Origin of the sequence: Gordonia sp. IEGM753 (assembly GCF_050321825.1) — a bacterium.
GTDB lineage: Bacteria > Pseudomonadota > Gammaproteobacteria > Pseudomonadales > Pseudomonadaceae > Aquipseudomonas.
Map to the genome: position 1 here is coordinate 238,657 of NZ_JBNQGB010000006.1, position 20,708 is coordinate 259,364.

Sequence of the window (20,708 nt, forward strand, 5' to 3'; positions counted from 1 at the left end):
TGCTGGGCGACCGGACTGTCTGGCCGCGCTTACGGCGATTACTTTACGGCAAGGCCTGCAGGCCAAATTAAGAACCAATAATGCTGAACGCAATACTTTTGGCTATAAGCGATTGACGGTTGCCCGGTTAAAAACCCGTGCCTATAGTCCAGACAACTCTCCCCGCCAGTACGGACCCATGATCAAACAACAGCTTGAGCGCTTTAATCGTCTGGAACTGCTCAGCCACCCAACCCCTCTGGAAAAACTCGACCGACTTTCATCCTGGCTCGGCCGCGACGTGTACGTAAAACGCGATGACCTGACGCCGCTGGCAATGGGCGGCAACAAGCTGCGCAAACTCGAGTACCTGGCCGCTGACGCACTGGCGCAAGGCGCCGATACGCTGATCACCGCAGGCGCCCTGCAATCCAATCACGTACGCCAGACCGCTGCGTTGGCGGCGAAGCTTGGTTTGGGTTGTGTGGCGCTGCTGGAAAACCCGTTGGCCACGGACGACAGTAATTATGTCGGCAACGGCAATCGGCTATTGCTCGACCTGTTCGATACCAAGGTTGAATGTGTGGAAAACCTCGACAATGCCGACGAGCAATTGCTGGCATTGGCTGATCGCCTGCGCAACAACGGCAAGAAGCCTTACCTGGTGCCGATTGGCGGTTCAAACGCACTGGGCGCGCTGGGTTATGTGCGCGCAGGTTTTGAACTTGCCGAGCAAATCAAAGACACCGGCCTGCAATTCGCCGCCGTGGTGCTGGCCTCCGGCAGCGCCGGTACACACAGTGGCCTGGCGTTGGCACTGAGCGAAGTACTGCCGGATTTGCCAGTCATTGGGGTTACGGTTTCACGCAGCGATGAAGATCAGCGGCCCAAGGTGCAAGGGCTGGCAGAGCGTACGGCGCAATTGTTGGGTGTGAGCCTGCCGACGAGCTTCAAGGTCGAATTGTGGGACGAATATTTCGCTCCGCGTTATGGCGAACCCAATGCCGGGACGCTGGCAGCAGTCAAACTGCTGGCGAGCCAGGAAGGCTTGTTGCTGGACCCGGTCTACACCGGCAAGGCCATGGCCGGGTTGCTGGATGGCATCGGCCGTCAGCGTTTTGATGAGGGTCCGCTCATTTTTCTGCACACCGGCGGAGCGCCCGCGCTGTTTGCCTACAAGGACTTCCTGTGACGGGATCAGCGTTCATTCATAAGGCGCTTGATATTCTCTTAAAGAATAACCGATTGATTATTTATTATTTTCCAATCTAAGAAAGCCGTCATATAGTCGCGCCGCAGGCGAATTTGCAACAAGACGCATAAGCTGCTTTAGGGCAGGATATCGCAGTCGTCCGAATGCCGAATTTGCCAACATTCCTAAAAGCGTCTTCATAAGAAAACACAGGGGCTGGTCATGAATTTTTCCGCACTACGTCGAAATCTGCTGGTAGGTTCGCTGGGCCTGGCGCTGAGCGCCGGTCTGCTGGGGCAGGCTGTTGCCGGTGAGCAATTGCAGAAAATCAAAGACGCTGGCGTGATCAACGTCGGCCTGGAAGGCACTTACCCGCCGTTCAGTTTCGTCGACGCCGACGGCAAGCTCTCTGGCTTCGAAGTCGAGTTCTCCGAAGCGCTGGCCAAGGAACTGGGGGTGAAGGTCAAACTGCAGCCGACCAAATGGGACGGCATCCTCGCAGCCCTGGAATCCAAGCGTCTGGACGCGGTGATCAACCAGGTGACCATCTCTGAAGAGCGCAAGAAAAAGTACGACTTCTCTGAGCCGTACACCGTCTCCGGTATTCAGGCGCTGACCCTGACCAAGAACAAAGACACCATCAAGACCGCCGCCGACCTGGCTGGCAAGAAAGTAGGCGTCGGCCTGGGCACGAACTACGAGCAGTGGGTAAAAGAGAATGTGCCCAAGGCTGAAGTTCGCACCTATGAAGATGACCCAACCAAGTTTCAGGACCTGCGCGTCGGCCGCATCGACGCGATCCTGATCGACCGTCTCGCCGCACTGGAATACGCCAAGAAGGCCAAGGACACCAGCGCCGCCGGCGAAGCGTTCTCCCGCCAAGAGGCTGGTGTGACGTTGCGCAAAGGCGAGCCTGAGTTGCTGGCCGCAATCAACAAAGCCATCGACAAGCTGCGTGCCGACGGTACGCTGAAAAAGCTTTCGGAAAAGTACTTCAGCGCTGACGTCACCCAATAATGGAAGAAAGCTTCCAACTTGCGCTGGACTCCGCGCCCTTCCTGCTGAAGGGCGCGTATTACACGGTAGTCCTCAGCCTGGGCGGGATGTTCTTCGGCTTGCTACTGGGATTCGGGCTGGCGCTGATGCGTCTGTCGCGCTTCAAACTGGTGAGCTGGATCGCCCGCGTGTATGTGTCGTTCTTTCGCGGCACGCCGTTGCTGGTGCAGCTGTTCGTGATCTATTACGGCTTGCCGCAGTTGGGCATCGAACTTGATCCATTGCCCGCCGCCCTGATTGGTTTCTCGCTGAACATGGCCGCCTACGCCTGTGAAATCCTGCGCGCGGCGATCAGCTCCATCGAGCGCGGCCAGTGGGAAGCCGCGGCCAGCATCGGCATGACCCGTGGGCAGACCTTGCGCCGGGCAATCCTGCCGCAGGCGATGCGCACGGCATTGCCGCCACTGGGCAACAGTTTCATTTCACTGGTCAAGGACACCGCACTGGCAGCCACCATTCAGGTGCCGGAGCTATTCCGTCAGGCGCAGTTGATTACCGCCCGTACGTTTGAAATTTTCACCATGTACCTTGCCGCCGCGCTGATCTACTGGATTCTGGCAAGTGTGCTCGCGCACTTCCAGAACCGGTTGGAAGACCGGGTCAATCGGCACGATCAGGAGTCCTGACCCAATGATTGTCGTGGAAAAACTGACAAAGCAGTTCAAGGGTCAAGTCGTGCTTAACGGCATCGATCTGCAAGTGAAGGAAGGTGAGGTCGTGGCCATCATCGGGCCCAGCGGCTCGGGCAAGACCACGTTCCTGCGCTGCCTGAATTTTCTGGAAGAACCCACCAGCGGTCGAATCAAGGTCGGTGACATCCAGATTGATGGCAGCCGCCCATTAAACCAGCAGCAAGCACTGGTGCGACGTTTGCGTCAGCACGTTGGTTTTGTGTTCCAGAACTTCAACCTGTTCCCCCATCGCACCGCCCTCGAAAATGTCATCGAAGGTCCGATCGTGGTGAAAAAGATGCCCCGTGAAGAAGCCGTTGCACTGGGTAAGAAGCTGTTGGCCAAGGTGGGGCTTGCCGGCAAGGAAGACGCTTATCCGCGACGCCTGTCCGGAGGTCAGCAGCAGCGTGTGGCGATAGCACGTGCGCTGGCGATGGAACCCGAGGTGATCCTGTTCGACGAACCTACCTCGGCACTCGACCCCGAACTGGTGGGTGAAGTGCTGACGACCATCCGCGGCCTCGCCGAAGAGAAACGCACCATGGTTATCGTCACCCACGAAATGGGCTTTGCCCGGGACGTGGCGAATCGAGTGGTATTTTTCGACAAAGGCGTGATTGTCGAGCAAGGCGAAGCCAAAGCACTGTTTGCCAACCCGAAAGAAGAACGAACGCGTCAATTCCTCAGCAAGTTTCTTAACAACACTCATCATTGATAAAGATGAAATAGACTGCCAACTTCCACGGACGGAAGTTACACCCCTCACCGAACCTTTCTTGCTTCAACTCCCGCCTGCAAACTTATACAACCTCAAACGACCCTGTGCGGTACATAGCTATGCCATGGCGCATTTCTAACCTCTGAGCTGCACCGTACAGGCAATGCCTGGCGCCATTATTCAACGCCCGCCCCCCTGCTGAATCCTGACATCAGGTAGTTATAGTCGACTGTACAGCAGGGCTTACTGACCTGAAGGCGTAGGACACTTCTGAAGTGCATCCCTTGGAACTCCAAACTAACAAACTCTATTGACACCCATTAACACTGACTCTTATCTAGTCATCAACACGACCCACTCGCCACACAAAACACATAATAAAACATGAAGTTCATGAACAGTTTTATTGCCCGGCAATACGCACTTTTTTTGATCTTCCAGAAATGGACTTCGCTGCAATACTCCAAGGAAACCCATGAAAAGCACCTCGAACACCTGCGTACTTGCAGCGCCGACACTCGCGCAAGCGCACAAGAGCGGTATCAACAGTCATTCGGCTGCGCAGTTGCTGATCGACGTGGCGCCCTACCCAGGCATGGATGAAAGCGATTTGATCGAACTGTTCTGGGATAACTGCTACGTGGCCTCCAAGGTGCTGAACGCCTTGGACATCGGCCACCCGATCAACCTGCGGGTGCCCGAAAGCTTTATTGCGAGCGGCTCCTCGCGTGTTCACTACCGGGTTCGGCAAGTCGGCCATGGCACGCAGGTTTCCGCAGCGACACGCCTGCAAATCAAACTCGACTGCCCGGGCGGCCAACCTTCAAGCCTGTGTGGTGATGAAAACCAGAACCTGGCGCCGGTAGGCCTGCCCGATACCATCCGCCGTCAGGGAGTGAACCCGAACCAGATCAAACGCGGCGTTCCGTTGACCATCGACGCCTATTTGAACATGGCCGTCGATGACGAAATCACCCTGCGCTGGGGCGATGTACGCATGGACCTGCCGCGGCTCAAGGCTTGCGATGTCGGCCAAGCAGTGCAGGTCTGGGTGCCGCCGGCCATCATTCTGGAGGCCGGTGAAGACCTCCGACTGGAAGTGACCTACTGCGTGCTCGACCGGGTGGGCAACAACTCGCGCTGGGCACCGGTACGCACCTTGAAAATTGGGTGTGCCAATCCCTACCTCAAGGTCCGGCCAATAGTCATACCGATGGCAGCAGAACCGCGTAAATACTGACGCCCTACAGGTGCACTCACCGGCCCTTGTACGCACAACTGTTGCCCTGCATTCAAAGTGTTGCCCGGCGAACAGTTGCTGAAGACACACTTCTATTCTTATTCCTAAAAGTTAGTTTATTAATTTTTTATACACGCTTAGGGTATATGCACCGGACCACCGGACCTTCTTGTTTTCTTGCGCCGCCACCCCGCGGCGTTCCCATGAGATGTGAGGTAGTTATGGTCCGGAACACAATCACCCCAGTGCAGATCGCCAGGGCATTGCGTGCAGCCAAGGAGTGGCAATGATGTCCAGTCTGGCCGATGCAATTGTCCAGAGTGATCAGGACATCGCCCCGTTATTGTTGCCCGCGCAGGTCTTGCGCAACGATGCCCAAGCCATAGAAGCCGCCCATGAGTTGGCGCACGTCGCCCGCTTGCAGGCGTCGCGCCGTGATCAGCAGCGCAAGTTGCCATGGTCGGAAATCGAACAGTTCACCCGCAGTGGCCTGGGCAGCATTGCCGTGCCCCGCGAGTACGGTGGCCCGCAAGTTTCGTTTGTCACCCTTGCCGAAGTTTTCGCGATCATTTCCGCGGCAGATCCGGCACTGGGGCAAATCCCGCAAAACCATTTTGGCATCCTTAATCTGGTGCTTGGCAGCGCTACCGAAGCACAGAAAAAACAGCTGTTCAAAAGCGTGCTCGAAGGGTGGCGCATTGGTAATGCCGGCCCGGAACGCGGCACCAAAAACACCCTGGAACTGAAGGCGCGCATAACTGCCGACGGCGATGGCTTTGTCATCAATGGCCAAAAGTTCTACTCCACTGGCGCACTGTTTGCGCACTGGGTTGCGGTCAAGGCGCTGAACGATGACGGCAAGCAAGTGCTGGCATTCGTTCGGCGCGGCACACCAGGCTTGCGCATCGTTGATGACTGGTCAGGCTTCGGTCAACGCACCACTGCCAGCGGCACCATTTTGCTGAACAACGTGCGAGTCGATGCCGAGTGGGTGGTGGATAACTGGAAAATCAACGACAAGCCAAATATCCAGGGCTCAGTCTCGCAATTGATCCAGGCAGCGATAGACGCCGGCATCGCCCGCGGCGCCATTGACGATGCCATCGAATTCGTTAAAACCCGCGCCCGGCCCTGGATTGACGCCAAAGTCGACCGCGCCAGCGACGATCTGTACGTGATCGCCGACATCGGCAAATTGAAAATCGAATTGCACGCCGCCGAAGCATTACTGCGCAAGGCCGGAAAAGTGCTGGACCAAGTGGATGCTGCGCCGCTGACCGCCGAGTCCGCCGCACGCGCATCGATCGCCGTGGCCGAAGCCAAGGTGCTAACCACCGAGATATCGCTGCTGGCCAGCGAAAAGCTGTTCGAACTGGCCGGTAGCCGCGCAACCCTCGCCGAATTCAACCTCGACCGGCACTGGCGCAATGCGCGTGTGCATACGCTGCACGACCCGGTGCGCTGGAAATACCACGCGGTGGGGACTTATCACCTCAACGGCACTCTGCCCGCGCGGCATTCCTGGATTTAACGACCAGACATCTGGAGAAACACATGACTCTTTCTCAGCACGTCGCGGTCATAACCAGCGATGAGCAAGCCCTGATTGTCGCCACTGACCTGGCTGAAGACTTTAAACGTGACAGTGCCCTGCGTGACCGCGAGCGCCGCTTGCCACACCCGGAACTTGAAGTATTTTCCCGTTCGGGACTGTGGGGCATCAGCGTGCCGAAGGAATACGGCGGCGCAGGCGTTTCTAACGTAACGCTGGCCAAGGTCATAGCCTTGATCGCGCAAGCAGATGGCTCTCTCGGGCAGATCCCGCAGAATCATTTCTACGCCCTCGAAGTGCTGCGAGTGAACGGCAGTGACGAGCAAAAGCAACGTCTGTACGCCGAGGTATTGGCCGGCCAGCGCTTCGGCAACGCCTTGGCTGAACTCGGCACCAAAACCGCCCATGACCGCACGACCAGCCTGACTCGCGACGGTGACGGCTACCGCGTTAACGGGCGCAAGTTTTACGCCACGGGCGCGATCTATGCCCAGCGCATCCCGACCTCAGTCATGGATGAAAACGGCGTTCAGCAATTGGCATTCGTACCTCGCGATGCCAAAGGCCTGACAGTGATCGACGACTGGAGCGGTTTCGGCCAGCGCACCACTGGCAGCGGTTCGGTGGTATTTGAAGACGTCTACGTTGCCGCCGCTGATGTCATTGCATTCCAGACTGCTTTCGAGCGCCCGACCACCGTTGGCCCGCTGGCGCAAATTCTGCACGCAGCCATCGACACCGGTATCGCTCGCGCAGCGTATGAAGATGCGCTGCATTTCGTGCGCACCAAAACCCGGCCATGGATTGATTCAGGGAACGACAAAGCCACCGACGATCCACTGACCATCAAGAGTTTCGGCCACTTGAGCATTCGATTGCACGCCGCCGAAGCCTTGCTGGAACGCGCAGGCGAATACCTCGACCAAGCACAGGCAAACACCAACGCACAGACTGTGGCTGCCGCATCGATTGCGGTCGCAGAAGCACGCGCCATCAGCACCGAGATTTCCCTGGCCGCCGGCAGCACACTGTTCGAATTGGCCGGCAGCCAGGCCACACTGATCGAACATGGCCTGGATCGCCATTGGCGCAACGCTCGGGTGCACACGCTGCACGATCCGGTGCGTTGGAAGTACCACGCCGTGGGCAATTACTACCTCAATGATGAAAACCCACCACTGCGGGGGACCATCTGATGACGATGCCCGCCGCCGCTAAAAAGAAAATCCTGCTGAACGCGTTCAACATGAACTGCATCGGGCACATCAATCATGGGATGTGGACGCACCCACGTGACACGTCGACCCAGTACAAGACTATCGAATACTGGACCGAACTGGCGCAGTTACTGGAACGCGGATTGTTCGATGGTTTGTTCATTGCCGACATTGTCGGGGTGTACGACGTTTATCAAAACTCGGTGGATGTACCACTGAAAGAATCGATCCAGTTGCCCGTCAACGATCCGCTGCTACTGGTTAGCGCGATGGCGGCGGTCACCAAGAACCTGGGGTTCGGGCTCACCGCCAACCTGACCTACGAGGCGCCCTATCTGTTCGCCCGCCGCATGTCGACGCTCGACCACCTGAGTCGCGGTCGGGTCGGCTGGAACATCGTCACCGGTTACCTCGACAGCGCTGCCAAAGCCATGGGCCTCAGCGAGCAAGTGGAGCATGACCGGCGCTACGACCAGGCCGATGAATACCTGCAAGTGCTGTACAAACTGTGGGAAGGCAGTTGGGAAAACGACGCGGTGCTCAACGATCCGCAGCAACGAATTTATGCGCAGCCAGAAAAAGTGCACAAGGTCGAACACAAAGGCGAGTTCTATCAGGTAGAGGGTTATCACCTGTGTGAACCGTCGCCGCAACGTACGCCTGTGTTGTTTCAGGCGGGCAGTTCGGATCGTGGTTTGTTGTTCGCCGGGCGTCACGCCGAATGCGTATTCATCAGCGGCCAGAACAAACCATCGACCAAGGCTCAAGTGGACAAGGTGCGAACCAGCGTCGTCGAAGCGGGGCGCAATCCCGAGGACGTCAAAGTATTCATGGGCCTCAACGTGATCGTCGGCTCCACTGAAGAACTTGCCTGGGCCAAACACGCCGAATACCTGAGCTACGCCAGCGCCGAAGCCGGCGTGGCACATTTTTCGGCGTCTACCGGCATCGATTTTTCCGAGTACGCCATCGACGAACCGATTCAATACGTGAAGAGCAACGCGATTCAGTCAGCCACCAAAAACCTGCAAAACAACGATTGGACCCGTCGCAAATTACTCGATCAGCACGCACTCGGCGGTCGCTACATCACCGTGGTCGGCTCGCCCGCACAAGTGGCCGACGAGTTGGAATCGTGGATCGCCGAAACCGGTCTGGACGGCTTCAACCTGACGCGCATTGTCACCCCCGAAAGCTATGTCGATTTCATCGAACTGGTGATCCCGGAGTTGCAACGTCGCGGGTCGTACAAGACTGCTTACGACACCGGCAGCCTGCGCGAGAAGCTGTTCCACGACCAAGCGCACTTACCTGAGCAACATACCGGCGCGGCGTTTCGGCGCTAATACCTGTTAATTGACTGGAAATAACCCTCATGACCAAGAATTATCTTTCTCAACCAGTCAAAGCACTGGCCCTGGCCCTTGGCCTTTTCAGTTCCGTGGCGTTCGCTGCGGACGCGCCGCTGAAAGTCGGCACCACCGCAGCCTTCGCCATTCCTCTGGAAGCCGCTGTCGAAGAAGCCAACAAACAAGGCCTGAAAGTAGAACTGGTGGAGTTCAGCGACTGGATCGCACCCAACGTCAGCCTCGCCGCCGGCGACATCGACGTGAACTACTTCCAGCACATCCCGTTCCTGGAAAACGCCAAAGCGGCCGCCGGTTTTGACCTGGTGCCGTTTGCACCGGGCATCATCAACAACGTCGGTCTCTACTCGAAAAAATACAAAAGCTTTGACGAGTTGCCGCAAGGCGCCACCGTGGCCATTGCCAACGACCCGATCAACAGTGGTCGTGGCCTGCAACTTCTGGCGAAGTCCGGTTTGATCACCCTCAAACCGGGTGTCGGCTACAAAGCCACTGAAGAAGACATCATTGCCAATCCGAAGAAAATCAAAATTCTTCAGGTCGAAGCCGTGCAACTGGTACGCGCCTATGACGACGCCGACCTGGTTCAGGGTTACCCCGCTTACATCCGTTTGGCGAAGACATTTGATGCCGGCTCAGCGCTGCTGTTCGACGGTCTCGATCACAAGGAATACGTGATTCAGTTTGTCATCCAGCCAAAAAGTAAAACCGACCCGCGCCTGATCAAATTCGTCGACATCTACCAGCACTCGCCGGCCGTGCGCGCCGCGTTGGATAACGCCCACGGCAAGCTGTACCAACCTGGCTGGGAAAGTTGAGCATGACGGCCGCCACGCCATTGCGACTGGATATTCCAGAGCTTAAGAACGCCGAACACACCGAACTGCACCCGCAGCTCAACCGTGCTCACGTGCGGTTTATCGGCCTGGGCAAGACCTACAACGGCAAACAAGGTCCGGTGGCGGCATTGCACGGCATCGATCTGGCGATCCAGCACGGTGAGGTATTCGGCATCATTGGCCGCAGCGGTGCTGGCAAATCATCGCTGATTCGCACCATCAACCGCCTCGAACAACCGAGCAGCGGCCGGGTGCTGATTGATCAAGTAGACATCGGCGGGTTCGATGAAGACCACTTGGTCGCGCTGCGCCGGCGGATCGGCATGATCTTCCAGCACTTCAACCTGATGTCGGCCAAAACGGTGTGGCAGAACGTCGAGTTGCCGTTGAAAGTCGCCGGAGTGCCCAAGGAAAAACGCCAGCAAAAAGTCCGCGAACTGCTGGAGCTTGTGGGCCTGCAAGAGAAGCACAACGCCTACCCGGCGCAGCTTTCCGGTGGCCAGAAGCAACGCGTCGGCATCGCCCGCGCACTGGTGCACGACCCGCAGATTTTATTGTGCGACGAAGCCACGTCGGCACTCGACCCGCAGACCACCCAATCGATCCTCGGCCTGCTGCGCGAGATCAATCAACGCCTGGGCCTGACCCTTGTTCTGATCACGCATGAGATGGCGGTGATCCGCGATATCTGCGACCGCGTCGTGGTGCTGGAACACGGACGAATCGTCGAGCAGGGCCCGGTCTGGGAAGTCTTTGGCAACCCGCAGCACGAGGTCAGCAAAACCCTGCTCGCGCCATTGCAGCACGCCTTGCCAGAAGAGCTGCACAGTCGCCTTCGGGCCCAGCCACAATCCGCTGACGCCGCCGTGGTATTGCGTTTGCAATTGACCGGTAGCGCCACCGACGAACCGGATCTGGCAGCCTTGTTCGCCGCACTCGGGGGGCGGGTGCGCTTACTGCAGGGTGGCGTGGAACGCATTCAGGGCCATGCGCTGGGGCAATTGCTGCTGGCGGTGAACGGCTCGCCTCTCGGCGCCGAAGAATTGCGGCAACGCGCGGCGAAATGGGCGCAACAGGTGGAGGTGCTGGGTTATGTGGTTTGACCGCTTGCTGCAAGGTTTTATCGACACCTTTTTGATGGTGGGCGTGTCGTCTTTGATCGCGTTGTTAGCGGGTATTCCAATGGCGGTGATTCTGGTCACCAGTGACAAGGGTGGCATCTACGAGGCTCCTGTGCTGAACCGCGTATTGGGCGCATTCGTGAACCTGTTTCGCTCGATTCCTTTTTTGATTTTGATGGTGGCGCTGATCCCCTTCACGCGGCTGATCGTTGGCACCACTTACGGCGTTTGGGCCGCCGTGGTGCCACTGACGATCGCGGCCACACCGTTTTTCGCGCGCATTGCCGAAGTCAGTTTGCGCGAGGTCGACCACGGCTTGATCGAAGCCGCGCAAGCGATGGGCTGCCGACGCTGGCACATTGTCTGGCACGTGTTGTTGCCTGAAGCGTTACCGGGGATTGTCGGCGGTTTCACCATTACGCTGGTGACGATGATCAACTCCTCGGCCATGGCCGGCGCAATTGGTGCGGGCGGTTTGGGCGACATTGCTTATCGATACGGGTATCAGCGCTTCGATAGCCAGATAATGCTGACGGTGATCGTGCTGCTGGTGGTGTTGGTGGCGATCATTCAATTGGGCGGCGATCGATTGGCCCGGGGATTGAACAAGCGATGATGGCTGTGGCGTCTGAAGCGCCGTTGTAGCGCTGCCGCTTAGGGGCTGCTTTGCAGCCCAGCGGGTCAAGGAGCTCTCACCGACATCGAGGTAGCTCGTGCTCGATGACGAGTTGAACAGCATCCTGCTTGAACTGCGCAGTGAACTGGCGTCTAACTTTTTTCTCAGTCATGGGGATCACCTCTTGGGCATTATCTGCCTGAGTTTAGGTGTCCACCAGGCTGGGGGAACATCACGATGACGCCATCGCTGGCAAGCCAGTCTCCTACGGATTGGTGGTGATGCAGGGATTGATGCCTTAACGCACATCCGTAGGAAACCGGCTTGCCGGTGATGGCGCCCGAAAAATCGCCGACGCGGGCAAGCCGGTTTTCATAGGGATGAGTTGTGAACGCCCACGGCGTGTTCGGCACAGATCCACTGTGGTGGATTGCTCGCGATGGCCATTTATCAGGCGACAGCGATGGTGAGTGTTGCTCGCGAATGGCTGCGAAGCAGCCCTCGGTCTGTTGGCGTATATTCGGCGGATTCCAATTGCCTGTGCAGCCACCATGAAACAGTCACCCGAAGACCTCCAGCAGATCACCGCTACCACCGTGGGCCATTACGACTCGGTGGCCGAAGATTTTCGCGAAGGCACTCGCGATCATGACGTCAGCCAGAACATTGATGCGTTGCTGCGGCATATTCCGGGTGCAGCGCCGCGCAGCATTCTCGACTTCGGCTGCGGCCCGGGCCGTGACCTGCAAACCTTTACACGCATGGGCCATACCGCTGTCGGGCTCGACGGCTCGGAAAAGTTTGCGCAGATGGCGCGCGAAGACAGCGGTTGCGAGGTCTGGCACCAGGACTTTCTGAAACTTGAACTGCCGGCTGAGCGCTTTGACGGTATTTTCGCCAATGCGGTGCTGTTTCATATTCCGCGCCAGGAACTGCCGCGAGTGTTGAAGCAGTTGCACGCGACATTGAAGCCCGGCGGCGTGTTGTTCAGCTCCAATCCGCGTGGCGAGAATCAGGAAGGCTGGAACGGACCACGTTACGGGGCTTATCACGATTTGCCAACATGGCAGGCGCTGATGACCGATGCCGGGTTTGTGGAACTGGAGCATTACTACCGGCCGGCCGGACTGCCGCGAGCGCAGCAGCCTTGGCTGGCGAGTGTCTGGCGTAAATCGGTGTAGGCAAATACGTTCTCCAGTGGGAGCGGGCTTGCTCGCGAAGACGGTGTATCAGCCAACACAGATGTTGAATGTCCAACCGCTTTCGCGAGCAAGCCCGCTCCCACACGGCTCAAGTCTTACTGTCTCTCTCACAAGACTTTTGTCCCACTGTGCCTCTCACCAGGTTTGTACCTTACTGCGCCTCTCTCGTAAGGTTTGTGCCTTACTGCGCCTCTTTCTTCGTTTCGCGAATCTTGTACCAGGCCACATACAGCGCCGGTAAAAACAGCAGCGTCAGCAGGGTCGCGATGATGATGCCGCCAATCATCGCGTAAGCCATCGGGCCCCAGAACACCTCCCGGGCAATCGGTATCATCCCCAGGCTCGCCGCAGCCGCCGTTAACAGAATTGGCCGACGTCGATGTTCCGTGGCCTGCACCACTGCATCCCATGGCTCGTACCCATCCTTCTCGTAGGCATCGATCTGGGTCACCAGGATCACCGAGTTACGGATGATGATGCCGATCAGCGCCAGAATACCCAGGATGGCGACAAAACCCATCGGCGTGCCGGTCGGTATCAGCGCCAACACCACGCCAATCAGCCCCAGCGGGGCGACGCTGGCCACCAGGAACATTTTCTGCACGCTGTGCAACTGGATCATCAAAAAGGTTGCCATCAGAAACAGCATTAACGGCACAACCTTGGCAATCGGCCCTTGAGCCTTGCCGCTTTCTTCGACCGTACCGCCCGTGGCCACTTTGTAACCCACCGGCAAACCGGCCGCGAATTTCTCGATGTCCGGCTTCAATTGCTTGACCAGATCGGTCGGCTGAATTTCGTCGCGCACCGCCGCTTTGATCGTGATGGTTGGCTTACGGTCGCGACGCCACACCAGCGGCTGCTCCAGTTCATAACGCACCGTGGCGAACGCCAGCAGCGGAATCGAAGTACCGCTGGGTGTCACTATTTGCAGATTCTGCAGGGTTTCCGGCGTTCCGCGCTCTGCGTCTACGGCGCGACCGACCACGTTGATCAGGTAGATATCGTCGTCGACCTGGGTCACTGGCGAACCCACCACGATGCTGTTCATCAGGTTCGCGACATCCTCTGACGACAAGCCCAATTGCCGGGCCTTGTCTTGCGCGATGTCGATGCGCAGGACTTTACCCGGCTCGTTCCAGTCGTAGATGATTTCGCCGATGTGCGAGTTTTTATCCAGTTCTGTGGCCAGTTCGATGGCGTGTTTGCGCACCTCATCAATGTCATTGCCGCTGACCCGATACTGGATCGGACGGCCCACCGGCGGGCCCATCTCCAGCGCCTGGACATAGCTGCCAATGCCCACAAATTCTTTGCGCAACCGCTCACGCAAACGCTGAGCCAGTGCGGTGCGCGACTCCAGGCCTTTGCTGACGATGACCAATTGCGCGTAGTACGGGTTTTGCAATTGCTGGTCGAGCGGCAGGTAGAAACGGATCGCACCTTCGCCGATGTAGGTGCTCCACCGCACGATGTCCGGATCATCCTTGAGCGTGGCTTCGAGCTTGTCCACAGCCTTGCGGGTTTCGGCGATCGAAGCGTTTTGCGGCAGGTTCAGATCGACCAGAATTTCTGGTCGGTCGGAGGACGGGAAGAACTGGTTCTGCACGAACTGCATCGAAAACACCGCCCCCACGAACAACGCAATCGTGATGCCGATGGCCCACCAGCGGTTGCGCATGGCCCAGAGCATGCCGCCATTGAACGCTCGCCCGATACGCCCGGGTTCTGCCTTATGGGGCTTCACGTTGGCGCTCAGAATGTGCACCCCGAGCACCGGCGCGAACAGCACCGCGACCACCCACGACACCAGCATCGCCACGGCAATCACCGCAAACAGGGTGAAGGTGTACTCGCCCGCAGAGCTGGCGTTCAGCCCGATCGGCACAAAACCTGCGACGGTGACCAAGGTGCCGGTCAGCATCGGGAACGCGGTTGAGGTGTAGGCAAACGTCGCCGCTTGCTCCTTGGTTTCGCCCATCTCCAGCCGCGTGACCATCATCTCGACGGTGATCATTGCGTCATCCACCAACAAGCCGAGGGCGATGATCAACGCACCGAGGGAAATCCGCTGCATGGTGATGCCGCTGTATTCCATGAACACGAAGACCATCGCCAGCACCAGCGGGATCGAGCACGCCACCACCAGACCGGCGCGCACACCCAGGCTGATGAAGCTGACGATCAGCACAATCACGACCGCTTCGAACAGTGCACTGGTGAAACCGCCGACAGCTTTCTCGACCACTTCGGCCTGATCCGAAACGCTGTGCACGCCGACGCCGACCGGCAAGTCGGCGGTCAATTCAGTCATGCGCTGGTGCAGCGCCTTGCCGAACTCCTGAATATTGCCGCCCTTCTTCATGGCGATGGCCAAGCCGATCGCCTGCTGGCCATTGAAGCGAAATTCCGGCGTGGAAGGGTCGACGTAGCCACGGCTGATTTCAGCGACGTCAGCCAAGCGATAAAAGCGATCGTTCAGCCGTAAATTGACGTTAGCCAAATCTTTTTCAGAGGCAAACTGCCCCGTGGTTCGCACCGAAATGCGCTCGGGGCCCGCCTCGATCACGCCTGCTGGAGTCACCGCGTTCTGTGATTGCAGGCTCTGCACCACTTGGCGCTGATCAATGCCGAGTGCCGCCAGTTTGCGAGTCGAGAAATTCAGGTACAGGACTTCATCCTGCTCACCGACCATTTCGACTTTGCCCAGCCCCGGAACATCGCGAATGGCCGCGCGGACCTGTTCGACATAGTCGCGCAACTGGCGCATCGACAAGCCGTCGGCAGTGAAGGCATACACCGAACCGTAGACGTCACCGAACTCGTCGTTGAATCCCGGCCCTTGCAGGCCCTTGGGAAAATCGCCGCGAATATCGTTGATCTTCTTGCGCACCTGGTACCAGATTTCCGGGATGTCCTTGGCGCTGGTGGTGTCGCGCAGGTAGACAAATACCGTGGATTCGCCAGGTCGGGTGTAGCTTTTCACGTAGTCGAGAGAGTCGAGTTCTTCGAGTTTTTTCTCGATACGGTCGGTCACCTGCTTCAGGGTTTCTTCCTGGGTAGCGCCCGGCCAGCGAGTCTGGATGACCATGGTTTTAATGGTGAACGAAGGGTCTTCCTCGCGGCCCAGGTTCATGTACGAAAACACGCCCATCAGCAGCGCGACGAACATCAAATACCAGACAAACGACTGATGCTTGAGGGCCCATTCGGATAAGTTGAAACTCCCTTTCATCGCGGGCTGTCCTCATCGACTTTTACTTTCTGCCCCGGTTTGAGGCTGTTCACACCGGCACTGACCACGCGCTCACCGGACTTCACGCCGCTGGCCAGCACCACGGTACTGTCGGTACGGCTGACAAGACTGACGTCTCGCGGCGCAACGGTTTGTGTGTGCGGGTCGATGACCCAGATTCGCGTTTTGCCATCGACTTCCTGCAGCACACTTGCCGGCAACTCGATACGCGGCTTGATCGCGGAGCGCAGGGTCACGCTGATCGCGGTGCCCAAGCGAAACCCGGGTGGCGATTCCGTTAGCGTCAATCGGGCACGGCGAGTACGTGTGGCACTCTGAGCCTGCGGTTCGATTTCACGAACAATTGCCGTGGTGGTAATGCTCGGGTCCAGTTGCACGGCGACCTGAAACACAACGTCTGATGGCAATTGATCGACCAGCGTATCAGGCAAGTCGATCACGGCTTCCTTGATGTCCGGTTGCGCCAGCGTCACCACTTGCTGGCCGGCAGTGACCACTTGCCCGGCCTCGGCATTCCACGCAGTGACGATGGCTTTGTGATCGGTGCGCAACTGTACATAGTTGAGCTGATCCTTGGCCTGGTTGACCGCAGCTTGTGCCTGATCAAGCGAGGCCTGGGTGGTTTTGAGGTCGGTCTGGGCAACGTCCAGTTGCGCTTGAGCGCCGACGCCACGGTTGAACAATTCCTGCTGCCGCCGCGCGTTTGCCTGTGCGTTGATGAGCTGTGCCTGAACCCGCGCCAAATCACCCTGAGCCGAGCGCAGCTGGTTTTGCTGGTCGGTGGGATCGAGCGTCGCGAGCAAGGCGCCGGCCTCGACTTCAGTGCCCACATCGACATTACGGCTGGCGATTCGACCGGCCACCCGGAACCCTACGTTGCTCTCGTAACGGGCCTGAATACTGCCGGCGAAACGTCCCAGTTCTTCTTGATCAAGGGCTTTGACCTCAACCGACAGCACCGGTCGGACCGACTCCGGCGGCGGTTCTTTTTTCGAGCAGGCAACCAGGACCAACCCGGCAGACAATATCAGCAGGCGCTTCATGGCTTGGCCCCCACTGCCAGATCCTTGTAGGTGTTCTCGGCAATTTCCACCTTGATGCCGGGGTGCAGCAACTGACCACCGGCAATAATGACTTTTTCACCGCCGTTCAAACCGCCGCTAATAATCACTTTGCCGGTCAGGTAACGGCCCACGGTCACCGTATGCAATTGGGCTTTGCCTTCGTCGTCCACCAGCCACACGGCCGGATCACTGATGTTTTTGGTCAATGCCGACCACGGCAGTTCGACCGCGGCTTTACCTGGGGTCTTGGCCGTTGCGCTCACGACCGAACCGAGCTGCATGCCTTCCGGCAAGCTGTCGAGGGTGACTTTGACTTGTACAGTGCCGGTCTGCGCAGAGACGGCCGGGGTGATTTCCCGAACGGTGCCTTTGGTTTTGATCGCCGGGTTGTCGAGCAGGCTGACGATCACGGATTTGTCGGCGGGCGGCTCGGCCAGCAGCGATTCATAGACGTTGAACACCGCGTCGCGCTCCCCGTCACGCGCCAGGCTGAAAATCGGCACCGTGGCTTGTACCACTTGGCCAACTTCAGCTTGGCGTGCGGTAATTATTCCCGGCGCATCGGCAATCAGCGAGGTATAGCTGAGTTGCTCGCGGGCATTGGCGAGTTGAGCCTGGGCAGCCGTCAACGCACTCTGGCTGCTGCGTAATGCGGCCTGGGCAGCATCGTATTCGCTGCGGCTGGTATAGCCTTTGGGCAGCAGTTTTTCCTGGCGTACGAACGCGGCAGCGGTCTGTTTGACTCGCGCCTGCTCGGCAACCACTTGCGCCTGCGCCGAGTCGACATTGGTTTGCAGGTCTTTTGGATCGAGTTTGGCCAGCACCTGTTTGGCGGAGACCCGATCCCCGACATCGACCATGCGCTGGATCATCTTGCCGCCCACACGAAACGACAGCTCGGTCTGAACCCGGGCCTGAACATCACCAGTGAGGGTCACCGAAGCCGCGTAATCAGCCGGTTTAACAACCTGCACGAACACACGCGGGCGGTCCTTATCGACCGGTTTCTTATCACCGCAAGCAGTCAGCAGAACCAAGAGGCTAAGGCCAACCAACATTTTCAATCCGGGACCAGCCATGCAGACTCCTTTGCGTTGTACGGGCGTGCCAGTGACGATACGACTGTGAGCTTAGAACAGGGTTCAACGGTTGCGCGGGTTTGCCACAGGAAACCCACCAACTGCTGCAATAAGGCAAACTGTCGGGCTACGCAGCAGGATGAAACCCATGCTAAAAACCCTCGCGGTGGCCAATTACCGCTCGATCAACAAACTGGTGATTCCACTGGGTCGATTGAACCTGATCACCGGTCCCAACGGCAGCGGTAAATCCAATCTTTACCGCGCGTTGCGCCTGTTGGCCGAAACGGCTCAGGGCGGTGTGGTCAACGCATTGGCACGTGAAGGCGGGCTGGACTCGACCTTCTGGGCCGGGCCGGAAAACATCAGCCGGCGCATGCGCAATGGCGAGGTACCGATTCAGGCGACGGTGCGCCATGGCGCCAAGCGCTTGCGACTTGGGTTTGCGGGCGAAGATTTCGGTTACTCGATCAGCCTCGGCCTGCCCGATTCCAATGGGCATTTCATGCTCCCCGGGCATTCCTCCCCCATTCCCTCTCGTTTCAGTCTCGACCCGCAAATCAAGCGCGAATGCCTATGGGCCGGGCCATTTTATCGTCCGGCCAGCCTGCTGGTGAGTCGCGAAGGCCCGATGATTCGCGCCCGCGCCGACCGCAGCTGGGAAGTACTCGCGCAGCACACACCGAACTTTGACAGCCTGTTTGATCAGGTGGGCAGCCTGCGCACTTCACCGGAAGTGCTGGAGATGCGCGAGTTCATTCGCCGCTGGCGCTTTTATGATCACTTTCGCAGTGATATCGATGCACCTGCGCGTCAACCGCAACTGGGCACGCGCACACCAGTGCTGCATCACGACGGGCGCGATCTGGCGGCGGCCCTGCAGACCATCATCGAAATTGGCGATCCCGAAGCATTGCAGGCGGCGATCAACGACGCTTTTCCGGGCGCACGACTGCACATCGAGCCGTTGCCAGGCGGCCGCTTTGCTATCGAGTTTTATCAGGAAGGATTATTGCGACCTCTTTCAGCCGCCGAGTTGTCCGATGGAACGTTGCGATATCTACTGTTGGTCGCAGCGCTGCTGACGCCTCGTCCACCCAGTTTGATGGTGCTGAACGAGCCAGAAACCAGCTTGCATCCTGACCTGTTGCCAGCGTTGGCGCGGCTGATTATTCGGGCGTCCGAGCAGTGCCAGGTATGGGTGGTCTCCCATGCGCGGCGTTTGATCTCGGCGTTGCAACAGGACCCGGAGTGCAATTGCATCGTGCTGGAAAAAAGCTTTGGCCAAACCGGGATTGTCGGTCAGCGCGTGCTGGATGAGCCGGTGTGGAACTGGCCTGATTGAGGGACGGTTGCCTGTGCAAGGGATGACGGCTATTTTCCCTTTGCTCGTAGGAAGGATCTTTTTATCGGAATACGCCTCCAAGGATGAACGACGTAGGCCAGACTCCCGGCCAAACCATTACAAGGAAGAAACAATGGCTGATGTAAAAGTGCAACAACCCTTGAATCCGCAAGACATCGTGAAATGGCTGATGGCATTGCGCACGGCGCTAAAGACAAAAGCGGCTTAAGCAATAAAAAACGCCGACGCTATTATCAGCCGTCGGCGTTTGAAACCTTGAAGGGGTTTGATGCAACGTCAAATCAGAACGCCGGCAGTACCGCGCCTTTGTACTTTTGCTGGATGAATGCCTTCACTTCCGGGCTGGTCAACGCTTTAGCCAGTTTCTGGATTGCGTCGCTGTCCTTGTTGTCTGGACGCGCAACCAGGAAGTTCACGTAAGGCGAATCGGCACCTTCGATGATCAGCGCATCTGTCGCCGGGTTCAAACCTGCTTCCAGCGCGTAGTTGGTGTTGATCATGTCCAGGTCGACCTGATCCAGAACACGCGGCAACATGGCCGATTCAAGTTCTTTGAACTTGAAGTTGTGCGGGTTCTTGGCGATGTCTTTCGGTGTGGACACAGCGTTTTTCGGGTCTTTCAATTCGATCAGGCCAGCCTTCTGCAGCAAGATCAGCGCACGGCCGCTGTTACTGCCCTCGTTCGGGATAGCGATGGTCGCGCCGTCTTTCAGTTCAGCCAGGCTTTTGACTTTCTTCGAGTAACCACCGAACGGCTCAACGTGTACGCCGATCACGGTCACAAGGTTGGTGCCTTTACCTTTATTGAAGCTGTCCAGGTAGGGCAGCGTCTGGAAGTAGTTGGCGTCGATACGCTTTTCAGCCACTTGCACGTTTGGCTGCACGTAGTCGGTGAACACTTTGATATCCAGGTCCACGCCTTCTTTGGCGAGGGCTGGCTTGATCAGCTCAAGAATCTCGGCGTGTGGAATCGGAGTCGCCGCAACCACCAGTTTCTCGCCAGCCTGGGCCAGGCCCGCAGTCAGGGCAGCCGCCAGAGCGGTGAACAACAGAACCTTTTTCATGCAGTGTCCTTCTCGAAAATCGCGGTCGTCAGCGACGACGGCTTTGAATACAAGTGCCAGTGAAGTGCTATCGCTGGCGTGAGGCGGACAATACCGGGATTTTATATTC

At 58.0% G+C, this 20,708-nt stretch carries 17 protein-coding genes; 13 read left to right on the plus strand and 4 right to left on the minus strand.

The window, feature by feature from the left end; genetic code table 11:
- The first annotated feature begins 178 nt into the window (after positions 1 to 178).
- The 12 genes from ACQR3R_RS25060 to ACQR3R_RS25115 all read left to right on the plus strand — a co-directional run bounded on the left by ACQR3R_RS25060 (position 179) and on the right by ACQR3R_RS25115 (position 12,749).
- Complete coding sequence (locus tag ACQR3R_RS25060; RefSeq protein ID WP_428276460.1) at positions 179 to 1,171, plus strand: D-cysteine desulfhydrase; 993 nt, start codon at positions 179 to 181, stop codon at positions 1,169 to 1,171.
- Between the two features lie 222 nt (positions 1,172 to 1,393).
- Positions 1,394 to 2,188 (plus strand): cystine ABC transporter substrate-binding protein, encoded by a 795-nt coding sequence (gene tcyJ / locus ACQR3R_RS25065; RefSeq protein WP_428276462.1) that lies wholly within the window; start codon positions 1,394 to 1,396, stop codon positions 2,186 to 2,188.
- Positions 2,188 to 2,853, plus strand: coding sequence for a cystine ABC transporter permease (gene tcyL / locus ACQR3R_RS25070; protein ID WP_428276464.1), 666 nt, complete (start codon positions 2,188 to 2,190; stop codon positions 2,851 to 2,853). Before tcyJ ends, tcyL begins: the two co-directional genes overlap by 1 nt.
- A gap of 4 nt (positions 2,854 to 2,857) precedes the next feature.
- Complete coding sequence (gene tcyN, locus ACQR3R_RS25075; protein ID WP_428276466.1) at positions 2,858 to 3,613, plus strand: L-cystine ABC transporter ATP-binding protein TcyN; 756 nt, start codon at positions 2,858 to 2,860, stop codon at positions 3,611 to 3,613.
- 478 nt (positions 3,614 to 4,091) lie between these two features.
- Positions 4,092 to 4,856, plus strand: coding sequence for a hypothetical protein (locus tag ACQR3R_RS25080; protein ID WP_428276468.1), 765 nt, complete (start codon positions 4,092 to 4,094; stop codon positions 4,854 to 4,856).
- A 286-nt stretch (positions 4,857 to 5,142) separates the two neighbouring features.
- Positions 5,143 to 6,387, plus strand: coding sequence for an SfnB family sulfur acquisition oxidoreductase (locus tag ACQR3R_RS25085; RefSeq protein ID WP_428276470.1), 1,245 nt, complete (start codon positions 5,143 to 5,145; stop codon positions 6,385 to 6,387).
- Positions 6,388 to 6,410: 23 nt separating this feature from the next.
- Entirely contained in the window at positions 6,411 to 7,604 is a 1,194-nt protein-coding gene (locus ACQR3R_RS25090) for an SfnB family sulfur acquisition oxidoreductase (RefSeq protein ID WP_428276472.1), read from the plus strand.
- Positions 7,604 to 8,971 (plus strand): NtaA/DmoA family FMN-dependent monooxygenase, encoded by a 1,368-nt coding sequence (locus ACQR3R_RS25095; protein ID WP_428276474.1) that lies wholly within the window; start codon positions 7,604 to 7,606, stop codon positions 8,969 to 8,971. Before ACQR3R_RS25090 ends, ACQR3R_RS25095 begins: the two co-directional genes overlap by 1 nt.
- A 29-nt stretch (positions 8,972 to 9,000) precedes the next feature.
- Entirely contained in the window at positions 9,001 to 9,810 is an 810-nt protein-coding gene (locus tag ACQR3R_RS25100; RefSeq protein WP_428276476.1) for a MetQ/NlpA family ABC transporter substrate-binding protein, read from the plus strand.
- Between the two features lie 2 nt (positions 9,811 to 9,812).
- On the plus strand, positions 9,813 to 10,934 hold the full coding sequence (locus ACQR3R_RS25105) for an ATP-binding cassette domain-containing protein (RefSeq protein ID WP_428276478.1): 1,122 nt from the start codon (positions 9,813 to 9,815) through the stop codon (positions 10,932 to 10,934).
- Positions 10,924 to 11,568: a methionine ABC transporter permease MetI gene (locus ACQR3R_RS25110; protein ID WP_428276480.1), complete on the plus strand. Its 645-nt coding sequence runs from the start codon at positions 10,924 to 10,926 to the stop codon at positions 11,566 to 11,568. Before ACQR3R_RS25105 ends, ACQR3R_RS25110 begins: the two co-directional genes overlap by 11 nt.
- Before the next feature lie 551 nt (positions 11,569 to 12,119).
- Entirely contained in the window at positions 12,120 to 12,749 is a 630-nt protein-coding gene (locus ACQR3R_RS25115) for a methyltransferase domain-containing protein (RefSeq protein WP_428276482.1), read from the plus strand.
- A gap of 202 nt (positions 12,750 to 12,951) precedes the next feature.
- Here ACQR3R_RS25115 and ACQR3R_RS25120 read toward each other — a convergent pair whose 3' ends face one another.
- Genes ACQR3R_RS25120 through ACQR3R_RS25130 form a run of 3 tightly spaced genes read right to left on the minus strand, consistent with a single transcriptional unit; the run spans position 12,952 to position 18,169 of the window.
- Positions 12,952 to 16,005: an efflux RND transporter permease subunit gene (locus ACQR3R_RS25120; protein ID WP_428276484.1), complete on the minus strand. Its 3,054-nt coding sequence runs from the start codon at positions 16,003 to 16,005 to the stop codon at positions 12,952 to 12,954.
- Positions 16,002 to 17,069, minus strand: coding sequence for an efflux RND transporter periplasmic adaptor subunit (locus ACQR3R_RS25125; RefSeq protein WP_428276486.1), 1,068 nt, complete (start codon positions 17,067 to 17,069; stop codon positions 16,002 to 16,004). Before ACQR3R_RS25125 ends, ACQR3R_RS25120 begins: the two co-directional genes overlap by 4 nt.
- Entirely contained in the window at positions 17,066 to 18,169 is a 1,104-nt protein-coding gene (locus ACQR3R_RS25130; RefSeq protein WP_428276488.1) for an efflux RND transporter periplasmic adaptor subunit, read from the minus strand. Before ACQR3R_RS25130 ends, ACQR3R_RS25125 begins: the two co-directional genes overlap by 4 nt.
- A 148-nt stretch (positions 18,170 to 18,317) precedes the next feature.
- Between ACQR3R_RS25130 and ACQR3R_RS25135 the strand changes: the two genes are divergently transcribed.
- Positions 18,318 to 19,514, plus strand: a complete 1,197-nt coding sequence (locus ACQR3R_RS25135) for an AAA family ATPase (RefSeq protein WP_428276490.1) — start codon at positions 18,318 to 18,320, stop codon at positions 19,512 to 19,514.
- Between the two features lie 302 nt (positions 19,515 to 19,816).
- Here ACQR3R_RS25135 and ACQR3R_RS25140 read toward each other — a convergent pair whose 3' ends face one another.
- Positions 19,817 to 20,599: a MetQ/NlpA family ABC transporter substrate-binding protein gene (locus ACQR3R_RS25140; RefSeq protein ID WP_428276492.1), complete on the minus strand. Its 783-nt coding sequence runs from the start codon at positions 20,597 to 20,599 to the stop codon at positions 19,817 to 19,819.
- Between the last annotated feature and the right edge of the window lie 109 nt (positions 20,600 to 20,708).